Source organism: Mycobacterium neglectum, from assembly GCF_002591975.1.
In the GTDB taxonomy this organism is placed as follows: Bacteria; Actinomycetota; Actinomycetes; order Mycobacteriales; family Mycobacteriaceae; genus Mycobacterium; species Mycobacterium neglectum.
Map to the genome: position 1 here is coordinate 1 of NZ_NVQE01000079.1, position 12,305 is coordinate 12,305.

13 protein-coding genes and 1 pseudogene are annotated in these 12,305 nt (G+C 60.7%); 13 read left to right on the forward strand and 1 reads right to left on the reverse strand.

Annotated elements, in window-relative coordinates:
• The first annotated feature begins 451 nt into the window (after positions 1 to 451).
• From CSQ99_RS29855 to CSQ99_RS29915, 13 genes are all read left to right on the forward strand, one after another.
• On the forward strand, positions 452 to 1,351 hold the full coding sequence (locus tag CSQ99_RS29855) for an alpha/beta fold hydrolase (protein ID WP_011559084.1): 900 nt from the start codon (positions 452 to 454) through the stop codon (positions 1,349 to 1,351).
• On the forward strand, positions 1,351 to 2,667 hold the full coding sequence (locus CSQ99_RS29860) for an aromatic ring-hydroxylating oxygenase subunit alpha (RefSeq protein ID WP_011559085.1): 1,317 nt from the start codon (positions 1,351 to 1,353) through the stop codon (positions 2,665 to 2,667). The genes CSQ99_RS29855 and CSQ99_RS29860 overlap by 1 nt, the downstream gene beginning before the upstream one ends.
• Before the next feature lie 2 nt (positions 2,668 to 2,669).
• On the forward strand, positions 2,670 to 3,182 hold the full coding sequence (locus CSQ99_RS29865; protein WP_099042592.1) for an aromatic-ring-hydroxylating dioxygenase subunit beta: 513 nt from the start codon (positions 2,670 to 2,672) through the stop codon (positions 3,180 to 3,182).
• 36 nt (positions 3,183 to 3,218) lie between these two features.
• The gene (locus CSQ99_RS29870) at positions 3,219 to 4,448 is read left to right on the forward strand and encodes a Gfo/Idh/MocA family protein (RefSeq protein ID WP_011559087.1); all 1,230 of its coding nucleotides are present in this window, start codon (positions 3,219 to 3,221) and stop codon (positions 4,446 to 4,448) included.
• Positions 4,449 to 4,467: 19 nt separating this feature from the next.
• Positions 4,468 to 5,421 carry a DODA-type extradiol aromatic ring-opening family dioxygenase gene (locus CSQ99_RS29875; protein ID WP_011891535.1) on the forward strand — a complete coding sequence of 318 codons (954 nt, stop codon included), beginning with the start codon at positions 4,468 to 4,470 and terminating at the stop codon, positions 5,419 to 5,421.
• A gap of 533 nt (positions 5,422 to 5,954) precedes the next feature.
• Positions 5,955 to 6,734, forward strand: a complete 780-nt coding sequence (gene phtC / locus CSQ99_RS29880; RefSeq protein WP_011559089.1) for a 3,4-dihydroxyphthalate decarboxylase — start codon at positions 5,955 to 5,957, stop codon at positions 6,732 to 6,734.
• Positions 6,735 to 6,970: 236 nt separating this feature from the next.
• Positions 6,971 to 7,822: a 3-(cis-5,6-dihydroxycyclohexa-1,3-dien-1-yl)propanoate dehydrogenase gene (gene hcaB / locus CSQ99_RS29885; protein WP_125477509.1), complete on the forward strand. Its 852-nt coding sequence runs from the start codon at positions 6,971 to 6,973 to the stop codon at positions 7,820 to 7,822.
• Positions 7,823 to 7,834: 12 nt separating this feature from the next.
• On the forward strand, positions 7,835 to 8,725 hold the full coding sequence (locus tag CSQ99_RS29890; protein ID WP_099042594.1) for a VOC family protein: 891 nt from the start codon (positions 7,835 to 7,837) through the stop codon (positions 8,723 to 8,725).
• Positions 8,726 to 8,797: 72 nt separating this feature from the next.
• Positions 8,798 to 10,198: a Rieske 2Fe-2S domain-containing protein gene (locus CSQ99_RS29895; RefSeq protein WP_099042595.1), complete on the forward strand. Its 1,401-nt coding sequence runs from the start codon at positions 8,798 to 8,800 to the stop codon at positions 10,196 to 10,198.
• A gap of 64 nt (positions 10,199 to 10,262) precedes the next feature.
• Positions 10,263 to 10,781: an aromatic-ring-hydroxylating dioxygenase subunit beta gene (locus CSQ99_RS29900; protein ID WP_011559094.1), complete on the forward strand. Its 519-nt coding sequence runs from the start codon at positions 10,263 to 10,265 to the stop codon at positions 10,779 to 10,781.
• Positions 10,782 to 10,829: 48 nt separating this feature from the next.
• Positions 10,830 to 11,048: a hypothetical protein gene (locus CSQ99_RS29905; protein WP_011559095.1), complete on the forward strand. Its 219-nt coding sequence runs from the start codon at positions 10,830 to 10,832 to the stop codon at positions 11,046 to 11,048.
• 165 nt (positions 11,049 to 11,213) lie between these two features.
• Positions 11,214 to 11,423 (forward strand): ferredoxin, encoded by a 210-nt coding sequence (locus CSQ99_RS29910; protein ID WP_011777839.1) that lies wholly within the window; start codon positions 11,214 to 11,216, stop codon positions 11,421 to 11,423.
• A gap of 251 nt (positions 11,424 to 11,674) precedes the next feature.
• Positions 11,675 to 11,917, forward strand: coding sequence for a hypothetical protein (locus CSQ99_RS29915; protein WP_099042596.1), 243 nt, complete (start codon positions 11,675 to 11,677; stop codon positions 11,915 to 11,917).
• A gap of 26 nt (positions 11,918 to 11,943) precedes the next feature.
• On the opposite strand, the pseudogene CSQ99_RS30870 reads toward CSQ99_RS29915, so the two are convergent.
• Positions 11,944 to 12,183: pseudogene (locus CSQ99_RS30870) on the reverse strand (integrase core domain-containing protein); the annotation flags it as partial.
• Positions 12,184 to 12,305: the final 122 nt, after the last annotated feature.

Sequence of the window (12,305 nt, forward strand, 5' to 3'; positions counted from 1 at the left end):
CAGCTCGTCGACGCCCTGCGCCGACACGCTCACCCCGACACCGGCGCCGACACCAAATCTGTCGGTGCCGCCGCCTAGAGTTCATCGTGGATCGTCACCCAAATTCCACGCGACTCGGGACATGCTCAAGAACGTTCGCTCGTCGGCTAGGTTGCGTCCGACCTTGGTGAAACGCGGCAGTCCGCGTGGCGCTCAGGGTTTGTCGCGAGGTGCGAATGACATTGCGGCACAGAAGAATTATTGATACGACGCTGCACGACCGCAGCGAAGAACTGTGTCGATGTGATGGTCGACAGTTTGCGTCGGCAGCCGCACCGCTGCGCCCGCGTGACGTGGGCATCGTCTCCCCTTCGAGAGTCCCATTTACACAGAAGCCTAAATTTCTACCTTGCAGATATTCGGGAAGTATGATAAAAACTGGGTACTGTACTAGCTGAGGGGACGTCGAAGGTTGCTCAAAGACGCTTCAATTTGTGTGAGCTTGCTTGGAGCGGAAACACGCTTCGTAGATGTCGACGGCGTCCGAACCAGGACAATTCAGGCAGGGGAAGGTCCGGACCTCATTCTCATGCACGGGGGAGGCGGTCACGCCGAAGCCTTCGCCCGCAACGTGACGGCGCTGTCGCGTCATTTCCGAGTGCATGCGCTGGACCTGTTGGGTCACGGTCTCACCAGTGGTTGTGAGGTCGCCCCGAAGCGTAAGGACTATGTCAGTCACCTACTCGGATACATGGACCAGGAAGGCATCGACCGAGCCCACCTGGTGGGCGAGTCGTTAGGAGGTTGGATCGCGGCGTGGACTGCGTTGGAACATCCCGACCGTGTCGACCGATTGATCTACGTGTGCGGCGCGCGGTTGACGCTAGAGGTCGGCGCCGATGCCGAGGCTCGCACCGCTGCCGGGCGCGCAGAGCTTGCCCGGGTCACCCGGCAATTCCTGGCTGACCCGAGTCCGGCGAATGTGCGGGAGAGGATGGCCTGGCTTTTCCACCACCCTGACCGCGACCTGACCGATGAACTGGTGGCGCTGCGGTGGGCACTTTACCAGAGCGAAGAATCGCGGTCGGCACTGACGAACGCGACGGCGCCGCCCTCAGCGGCGACTGCTGAGGACAATCTCACGGCTGAGCGATTGACCAGCTTGACCAGGCCCACGCTCGTGCTGTGGACGAGTCACAATCCCTCGGCGACGGTGGAATTCGGACGGCGGGCAGCCGAGCTAATTCCCGGCGCTGAATTCGCATTGATGGAGGATTGTGGCCATTGGCCGCAGTGGGAACGGCCGGAAGAGTTCAACCAAATCCTCACCAATTATCTTCAAGGTGATCGCGAGTCCCGAGGGCAACGTTGATGGAGACAATCGGTTCCAAAACCGGCTCGGCGCTGCCGATAGACTCCTCGGCCTTCTACGACGAGGCGGTGTACCAGCGGGAACTCGACTCCATCTTCAAGCGGTCGTGGCTCTTCGTCGGCCACGAGTCCATGATCCCCAAGCCCGGTGACTTCCGCACAACCTATATGGCCGACGACGCCGTGATCGTATGCCGGGACAAGGAATCTCGTGTTCGTGTGCTGCTGAACAAATGTCGGCACCGGGGCAATAAAGTCTGTCAGTTCGACAAGGGCAACGCGAACATCTTTCACTGCAGCTATCACGGCTGGAGTTACGACACTGCCGGACGGCTGCGCAGTGTTCCGCTAGCCGAGAGCGCCTACGGGCCGCAGTTCGATAAGGCCAGCATGGGCCTCGTCTCCCCCCGGGTAGCTACCTACAAAGGACTTATCTTTGCGTGCTGGGATCAGTCGGCGCCGCCGCTGGAAGAATATCTGGGGGAGGGCCTGCTGTGGTACCTCGACAACTTTCTACTCGACTGTGACCCCAACGGCCTGCAGGTCGTTCCCGGCCTGCACCGCTACCTCATGCCCGTCAACTGGAAGTTGTTGGCCGAGAACTTCGGCGGCGACCAGTATCACTTCGCTGCCACTCACGGATCGGTTTCCGCACTGTCGAAAGCTGGGCAGACTGCCCGCATCAACTTTTCGATAGACGAGGGGCAGCACTACAGCGTGGTTCTCGACGGCTGCGCGCCCCATGGGTTGCTGCAACTGGCAGTCGGTAAGAATTTCTATCAGGACGATCTCGCCCAAGCCGAAACGCTGGGTACCGAAGCAGTCGACTGGCTAACCGAGCGGCAGCGCCTGCAAGACGAGCGGTTGGCGACATCCCCCGTGCAGCCCTACAGCTTTCACGTAGCCAATATCTTCCCAAACTTCAGCATGATTGGCATGGGCACGGCTTTTTACGGTCGGGGATTCATCATGTGGCAGCCTCGGGGACCGCGGTTGACCGAGGTTTGGGAGTGGTGTTTGGTGGAAAGCTCCGCGCCCCGTGCTGTCAAGGAACGCATGGTCTTCGTCTTGAGTCAGCGGCAATCGGCGGCCGGTCTCGTGACGCCCGATGATCACGAAAACTTCGAACGATTGTCTGACGCCCTTGACACCGGAGTCGCCCGGGATGTGCCGTTCAACTACTCACTCGGCGAGGACGTCGAACCAATGGAGTCGCTGGTTGCGGAGTTACCCGGCAATGTCAGGCCGCAGATCAGCGAAGCCTACCAGCGCGAGTTCTATCGGCACTGGCACCGAACTATGACGGAGCCGGCCTAGCCATGGAGACCAGCCAGTTGGACGTGGAACTGCGGCTGCGAATGAACGAATTCTATGCGCGGGAGACCATGCTTCTCGATGATGGGCGGCTGGACGAGTGGCTGGGCTTATTGGCGCCGGATGTCAGATACACGATGCCATTCCCAGAGTCCAGCACGCATCCGGTCGACGATGATGACGGCCTACCGCCGTTTCTGTTGTTCAACGACGACTACGAATCGCTGAAGCTGAGAATTGCCCGGCTGGCTACTGGGCTCGCCCCCGGGGAAACTCCACGCACGATCACTCAGCGCTTAGTCAGCGACATCCTGGTCACCGATGTATCCGATCAGGAGCTGAGCGTCCGATCCAGCGTCATGGTGTTTCTCGTACGCCACGAACGCCACGAGAGCTTCTTCATCGGCAAACGACAAGACGTTCTACGCCGAGACGAAGACTCGGGCCTGCTGCTGGCCGCCCGGGACATCACCCTGGCTCATAGCGTTCTTCCACGAGCGATTTCGATCTTCTTCTAATGCCCAGTCGTTCACTAGCTCTCAGATAGGTCGCACATGACAGATGTCGCGTCACGCGAGCTCGGCCTAGGATTTCTCGGAATCGGTCAGGCTGTCGCCCGAATCTTCCAGCAGTACCCAGACATGTCGACGCTGCCGTATCGGGTTGTGGCGGCAGCCGATACCCGATCACACTCGCTCGCCCGCTTCGCCACCGAGTTCTCGGGCCAGACCTACACGAACGCAGAGCAACTGTGTGCCGATCCAAGCGTGGACGTCGTCTACATCGCCACCCCTCCCGAGCTGCACCGGGAGCATGCGCTAATGGCCGCACGTCACGGAAAACACATGGTCGTCGAAAAGCCGTTGGCCATGTCGGTCGACGATTGCACTGCAATGGTTGAGGCGGCCCAGGCGGCGGGCGTGCAGCTGATGGCCGGCCACACACACAGCTTTGATGCGCCGGTGCGAGCGATGGCCGAACTTGTAGCCAGTGGCGAACTCGGCGAGTTGCTCATGGTCAACACCTGGAATTTCAATGACTTCAACCGGCGACCGTGGCCGACTTCGGAATTGCGCTCGACCAGCGGGCCAGTTCTCAACCAGGGGCCCCACCAGGTCGATATCGTGCGGCAGATAGTCGGCGGTGTGGCCAGAACAGTGCGTGCGTCGACAATATGGGACGACGTCCGGGAATGCGTCGGGGGATACACCTGTCATCTCGGATTCGAATCAGGAGCTTCCGCCACGCTCGTCTATGACGCGCGAGCGTTCTTCGATGTCGCGGAGTTGCACTCGTGGGTGGCAGAAGACGGCGGCCGCCGCAGCCCCCAAGCCAACCAGCGAGTAGCCAATAACTTCGCTGCGCTCAGTCAGAACCCTGACCAACTTGAAGTCGCACTGGAAGCTCAGAAGGAACAGGGCCGCTACGGTGCTGCGACGACGACCGAAGAGTCACAGGAGCTGTGGGGTTACTCCGCCCCCGGAGAGATCATCCACCACCCCTACTTCGGCCTGACCGTGGTGTCCTGCGAACGCGGCGCGATCAGGCAGTCGCCCGACGGGCTGGTGGTGTACGGGCAAAACGGATTGCAGGAAATACCGGTCGCGCGCACCATGCGGGGCAGGGCCGCAGAGTTGGCTGAACTACACCGGGCGATCACTGAGGACCGCCCTGTTCAGCACGACGGCCGCTGGGGGCGCGCGACGCTAGAAGTATGTTTCGCCATCCTGCAGTCGGCCTACGAAGATCGCGAAGTCGTTCTCTCCCACCAGGTATCGCTGTGACTCCAGAGGAGGAGAAATCGTGGGTGAGATTGTAGCGGGTTACGCGTCGTCCCATGCCTTCACTTTCATCCCGCCTCCCAGGTGGGAAGGCTTCCGCACAAAGAACAGGAAGAACTACACAGTGCGACGCGGTAAGACCCCACCTCGCCTGAGGAAAGACGAAGAACCATTCGACGACGCTGCGGCGCGTTACGCGCACATCGAGAACGGGCTTCAAAGGCTGCGTGACAGCATCAGACAAGACCGACTGGATTGCCTGATCATCATCGGCGATGACCAAAACGAAAACTTCGACGGTTCGGCACTGCCCCAGATAGCCATCCACACAGGAGATGGGTTCACAGTGTCTGACCGCTTCTTGCCAGAGGCGCGGTTTTGGAAAAGTTCGCCCGAGCTCAGTAAGGACTTGAGTGAGCACACCGTCGAGGCGGGGTTCGACGTCGCCACCGTCGTCGATTTCCGTGAGACCACCTTGCACTCACACGCCCATGGCGAGATTGTGGCCAATATCCTTGGAGACCACCAAATCCCAGTGGTGTTGGTATTCCTCAATGCCGTTCACGTGCCGTCGTTGTCGCCTAAACGGTGCTTCGCGCTCGGCCGCGCGATTGCCGACGCCGTGCGGTCACGCCGCCCTGCAGACGAGAGGATAGGTGTCTACGCGTCCGGTGGACTTTCACACTTCACTGCCGGCTATCCGTGGGCTGCCTACGATGGGCCGCGCGTTCACGGCTCAATCGACGACGAATTCGATCGCCGCACCCTGAAGTGCCTCGCTACCGGAAACGGCTACGAGCTGAGCAAACTGACCAGCGAAGACCTGCTCAACTCTGGCAACATCGAGCTGAGATCGTGGATATGTGCTGTCGGCGCAGTCGGCGGCAACACGCCATGGGCCAGCGTCTATGAGCCCATTCCCCGCGCCCTGATGGGAATGGCCGTCGCCTGGACGAACTGCGAAGTCACTGTTTAGCGCGTCGAAGGTGAGGCACGCGAAATTTGATTCGGCGGGTGTGGGTTATCCGCAGATCTACTCGACGTTTGCACTGAGAACCCCCACGGTCGAAGGAAGATGTCGTCGGCCGTGACCCTGGGACGAGGGCATGTCTGCCCACCCTCTGGCCCAGTCAACCGGCAGAACCGTGGGCCGCCGAGACGCCGCTCGCGAAAGGGTATGTGTCCCAATGTCGTTGTTGCGCCGCCTGCGCGGACTGTCGGCGACAATAGGCCCACACCGAAACCAGAGTCTCTGTTTTACAGAGTAGATCTCTGTTATACAGTAAGGCTATTGGGTGTAGCGCCTAACTGCGTGGAAGTGATGGCTCGTGGTTAACGATGCCTTCTGCTTCGGGGCCTCAACAGCCCAAGCCCTATAGGAACGGTTAAGGAGGCGAACCGGATGGCCATCTGCGCTGCCAGCACCACCCATCGCAGTTTGGGTAAGGCATCCGCGGACTTCGCTGTCGTCGTCAAGGACGGCGTCGACACCGAAACCCCGAGTTGGCGATGAGCTCCACCCCTTCGGGTGCAGGGCTAGACACTGAACGACACGCCATCGCGCTGGCCTGTCGCGTCCTGGCGGCGCGCGACTTGGCGCCAGGCATCCTCGGCCACATCAGCCTGCGCGTCGACCGAGATCGACTGCTGATCCGATGTCGTGGTCCGCGCGAGCGAGGGCTCGCGTTCACCAGCGCAGAGGACATCCGGATGGTCACGTTGGACGGTACAGCGGGCGGCAAAGGAGAACTCGACGATGGTTACCAGCCGCCGAACGAGTTGCCACTGCACACCGAAGTGCTCCGCACCCGCCGCGATGTCAATGCTGTGGTTCATGCGCACCCCGAGGCGGTAGTCGCCGCCGATCTCGCCGGTCTGGCTGTCCGACCGATCGTCGGAGCGTTTGACATACCCGGTTTTCGGCTCGCCGCGGCTGGCGTGCCGGTCTATCGGCGAGGCGTATTGGTGCGCAATCGGCAACTAGCCCAGGAAATGGTTGCTGCTATGGCAGACCGGCCGGTGGTCGTTCTCCGGGCCCACGGCCTCACCAGTGCTGCGGACACCGTCGAGCGGGCCGTACTACAGGCCATCAGCGTCGACACGATCTCGCGTTTGTCGCTCCAGATCGCTTCTGCGGGTGGCACTCTGGCTGATTTGCCCGACGCTGATGCAGCAGAGCTGCCTGATCTCGGTAACGCTTTCAACGAGACCATCGCGTGGCGTCACGAGTTGGCGCGCCTCGAAACCCATGGTTTGTCGTGTCACCCATCGGAGAAAAGGTCCTCATAGGCACATCCGGGCACGCGCTCATGTCCATTGCCGCGGGTGGTCTGGGACGCGGCTTCCGATCCCATCGGACCATTGGCGTAGACATCCCCCGCACTCTCCTCGCCCGAGCATCGAGACCCGCGTGAATCGGAGCTTCGACAGCGCTGCGCGGATAGACCCCCCATTCAGCGGCGAGGACATTGGTGGGCAGATGCAGAGCAACAAGAGCATTGCGCATCACCGGAGGGACGATAGTTTTGAGTTGGTTGACCGGGCAAGTCGCCCTGGTGACCGGCGGGGCAGCCGGAATCGGTTTGGCCGTGGTCGAGCGTTTCTTGGCCGAGGGCGCATGCGTGGGCGTCCTGGATCGCTCGGAAGGCGACCTGGCTACCATCGGCAACGCCGACGGCAGGCTCATCGCGGTAACAGGTGACGTGACGTCGTATGCAGACAACGTCATGGCGGTGCGCGAAACGGTCGATGCGTTCGGAAAGCTCGACGTCTTCGTCGGCAACGCTGGGATCTTCGATTACTTTGCCCCTTTGGTGGGTTTCGACGGAGCCGACCTCAGCAGCGCCTTCGATGAGATCTTCGCGGTCAATGTAAAGGGCTACCTCCTTGGTGCCAGGGCCGCCGTTCCTGAACTCCTCAAAAGCGATGGCCCGAGCATGATCTTCACCGTCTCCAACTCTGGCTTCTATGCCTCCGGTGGCGGCCCGCTGTACACCGCTTCCAAGCACGCGGTCGTTGGCGTAGTGCGTGAACTGGCCTACGAGTTGGCGCCGAAGATCAGGGTGAATGGCGTCGCTCCAGGCGGCACGGTAACGGGCCTGCGTGGAATCGAGGACCTCGGCCAGGGTCAGGACGTGTTGTCATCGGTGCCCGGCATCGCCGACATTATGAGTACTACAAACCCATTGCAGTACGCGCAGCAGCCCGCCGATCACGCCGGCCTGTATCTGCTACTCGCGTCTGCAGACAACTCGCGAGCGGTGACCGGCGTCGTCATCAACAGCGACGGCGGCTTGGGCGTGCGGGGCCTCAACCAGCCGTCCGGAGGGACGGAACTTGCCACCGGCGCGATGCGCATCGACGTCGGGTCAACATAGGAGGTTTTACACATGTTGGTGAAAGCGTTGGGTTATGTGGGTGTGGAGTCTCCGGATGCGAAGGAGTGGTTGGCGTTCGGTCCGGAGGTTTTGGGGATGGAGGCGGTTGAGGCGTCCAGTGGATCGGTCCTGTTGCGGATCGACGACGCCGATCATCGTTTGGCTGTGCATCACGGAGAGCGCAACCGGATGCTGTATGCGGGCTGGGATGTGGGCAGCGAGGAGGCGGTTGAGGCTGCCGGGGAGTCGTTGCATCGGCAGGGTATTGGGTTTGAGGTGGGAACCGAGGAGGACTGCGCGGCCCGCGGGGTGTTGGGCTTTGTGACGCTGTCGGATCCTTCGGGGTTGCGTCATGAGTTGTTTTACGGTCAGAAGGTGGTGCCGGGTTCCTTCCGGCCCGGTCGTGCGATGTCGGGGTTCGTCACCGGTGCGCAGGGGTTGGGTCATGTGGTGTTGGCGACGCCGGACCTTGCGCAGGCCGACCGGTTTTTGCGGGGGGTGTTGGGGTTTAAGAAGAGCGATGAGATTTACACCTTCATGGATCTGTGGTTCTACCACTGCAACCCGCGCCATCACAGCATCGCGTTGACTCGGATGCCGGGTGTGCGGGGACTGCACCACGTGATGGTCGAGGTGCAAAGTTTTGATGACGTGGGGATGGCTTATGACCTGTGCATGTCGCGCAACATTCCGCTGAGCATGACGTTGGGGCGCCATGTCAACGATCGGATGGTGTCGTTTTACGTGCGCACACCGAGCGGGTTTGACATCGAGTACGGCTGGGATGCGGTGACCGTCGACGAGGAAACCTGGACAGTCGCTCAGTACGACCGACCCAGTGTGTGGGGCCACCAGATGGTCGCCCAAACACCGCCAGGCGCACTCGAAGCCGCAACAACATGAACGCCGCAATCACGAAAACATCTGTCCAAGAGAACATTACGCAGCCCAATCCAAGAAACGTAGGAGAAGTACATGTCTACTGTCGATAAGAACGACATTCAGCAACTGGTAGCGGCGGGCCGAGAAGGCCTTGCTAAGGGCCGTCTGCCCGCCGGGCTGGTCGCCAACGCAGAACTCCACAAGCTCGAAGCTCAGCGAGTCTTCGGCCGGTGCTGGCAATTCCTGGCCCACGAGACGGAGATCCCCCAGGCAGGGGACTACGTGGTCCGATATCTGGGTGGCGGTTCGATCATCGTTGTCCGCGGCGAAGACGGCGAAGTGCGCGCCATGGCGAACTCGTGTCGGCACCGCGGAACAATGCTGTGCCGCACGGAGATGGGCAACACTTCGCACTTCCGCTGCCCCTATCACGGCTGGACCTACCGCAATACCGGAACTCTGGCGGGTGTACCCGCACAAAAAGAGGTCTATGGGGTCGAGATGGACAAGAACGAGTGGAGTCTTACCCAGGTTCCGCGCCTCGAGAACTACGGCGGAATGATATTCGGTTGCCTGGACGAGAAGGCAGAACCTCTCGTTGATTATTTGGGCGATATGGCGTGGTATCTGGACCTGATCACCCAGAAGTCCAAGGGTGGACTGGAGGTGCGGGGTGAGCCCCAGCGTTGGATCATCGACTCCAACTGGAAGCTCGGCGCGGACAACTTTGTCGGGGACGCCTACCACACGTTGATGACGCACCGATCGGCGGTCGAGCTCGGTCTGGCTCCGCCCGATCCGAAATTCGCATCGGAGCCGGCGCATATCAGTCTCTCCAACGGTCACGGCCTCGGCGTCCTCGGGGTAACGCCCGGGCAACCGATGCCGCCCTTTATGAACTATCCACCCGAGATCGTCGATGGACTCGCAGCGGCTTACGGCGATCAGGACCGCGCAGACATGCTTCAGCGTTCGGCCTTCATTCACGGCACGGTCTTTCCCAACCTGTCGTTCCTCAACGTCCTCATCGGTAGGGACAAGAAGTCAATGCCAGTGCCGATGTTGACATTTCGGCTGTGGCGTCCACTGTCACACGACACGATGGAAGTCTGGTCGTGGTTTCTCGTCGAGAAGGATGCCGACGAAGAGTTCAAACAGCAGTCGTATGAGACCTACGTACGAACGTTCGGCATCTCCGGTGTGTTCGAACAGGACGACGCCGAGACTTGGCGCTCCATCACTGCGGGAACGCAAGGCATTCTCGCAGGCAGCCAGACACTCAACTTCGAGATGGGCATGGGTGTGCTGACCAGCGACGACACGTGGAAGGGGCCCGGTCGTCCCCTGTCCAGCGGGTACGCGGAGCGTAACCAACGCGAATTCTGGGGTCGCCTGTTGGAGTTACTCACCGACTCAGGCGATGACGCCAGCGAAACCGAGCCCAAACCCCAACTACTCGCGCAATCTCGGACCAATGCAGACGAGGTCGCCTGATGAGGCATCAGGCACCTGCTTGTCTCACAACCACAATCAACCAAGTCATAAAGGATGGTGTGCCATGGTAGCGACGGTCGAGCAACAGCTTCTGCTCCGCTGCGAGATGGAGAACTTTCTGTTCGAAGAGGCGGAGCTGCTGAACGACGGCCGGTTTCACGACTGGCTAGAACTGTGCGCCGAAGATATCCACTACGTCATCCCGGTGCGCGTGAGCAGAGAACGCGCCAACGGCGACGGAAATTCGACGACCATGACCCACTGGGATGACGACTACGCAGGCTTGGAGCTGCGGGTGCTACGTCTGGACACCGAATACGCATGGGCAGAAGATCCGCCCTCACGGATCCGACACCACGTGTCGAATGTGCGGGTACGCCCCGGCGCAGGGACGGACGAATACGATGTCCGCTCCAACCTTCTCGTGTTCCGCAACAGGGGGGACAGTCCGCAGCACGACCTCATCTCTGCGGAGCGCCACGATGTCATCCGCCGCAGTGAGATGGGCCTGCGGTTAGCGAGCCGACGGGTAGTGCTTGATCATGCCGTTGTCGGCACCCACAATCTGGCTAACTTCTTCTAACGGGGCGACGTTGAGCTTGCATTACTTAAAACCTAGAAAGGTACAGTCGTGACCGGCGACCACGGTGCGGCGACGACCATCGCGAACGAGTTCGCCGTCGTCACCGTCGACAAAATCTTTACCCGCAATGGAGAGCGGTTGGAGATTGCCAGCCCCCGCCTCGGCTTCCGAATTCAGCTCGACCCGTTGGAACTTGAGAGTTTGTCATGGCAGACCAAGGAAAGCCTTTCGCGGTTTCTCGAGGACCCGTACGGTCCTGGCCATTGACCTCGCGCACGTCAGTGAGCAGGGGATCGTTTCCTACTTGACGCCCTTTCCCCAATCGTGAAAGGACGTCTGTGATGACAACTGCAGGTGCTGCGCGGCGGCGTGCCTTGGTCCTCCGCTCGATCCATCGCGGTGGAGGGGTGCACTTAAGTGAGGAGTGGACAAGTGATCCATGCGGAAGTCGATCCACGTCGGTGCTGCGGCTACCAGTTGTGCGTGGACGTCGCGCCCAGTGTCTTCGCTATCAACGCGGCTGGGAAGGCGGAGATATTGGTGCGCGACATTCCCGCTGATCTAGAGGTCAACGCCCGCGCGGCAGCACACGAATGCCCGTCGGCAGCGATCACCGTACGTGCTTCCGGATCCGCGCAATGACACCGGAAATGTCTTCCTCGGGTAGGTTCACCCCCAAACGACCGTCCGCCGTTGTCGCAGGCGCTCACCCGGCGCCGTCTGATCTCTTCCGTGGTGCGACCTTCCGCCTACTATGTCTCTGCTTCTCACGAGCACGAGGCGATCAAGAAGGCCGAGGGAGTACGCCAAGAAGTTTTCCGTCGCCACTATCGCCTCACACCAGAAGACCGCCGATAACTCCTCGACGTGATGGGATTGTCAGAGGTTGACCTATGAGAACGGCTGTCGTCTATCGGCGGCTCGCCAGAGACGTGAAGGACGACTTCGAGAAGGACAACTACAACCCGCCTGACGAGGCGCAATTTGAAATGTGCGTCTTCTCTGATGGCCGTGTCGCGCAGCGCTGGATGGTAGGCGCTGGGTCTTGCGTCTGGTGGGATGACCTAGACCATCTGTATAAGGTTCACATCTACGGGCACCCTGATTACGGAACAGCGGTTATCTGGTCCGACTGAGGGGGACCCGTTTGGTGGTCCAGTCGTTATGCGACTTTCGGTTGGTGGGTCGTGGCCCACTGTAGGGCAAACTCGGCCGGGGTGCGGTCGCCGTGGGCGGAGTGGGGCCGGTTGGCGTTGTAGTCGCGGCGCCAGTCTTCGATGATCACTCGGGCTTCCAGCAGCGAGTCGAACCGCCACAGGTTGAGCAGTTCGTCGCGGAGTCTGCCGTTGAATGATTCGATCCAGGCGTTCTGCCAAGGCGAGCCCGGATCGATGAAAGAGGATGTCCCGAGTTCCGTGGAACTTCGGTGGCGGTCCGGTGAGCATCAGGCTGCGCTCACTTGATCATTGTGCACTTCGGGTACGACAGATTCGGCGGTCTCGCGTTCGAGGGCTGATCGCAGTG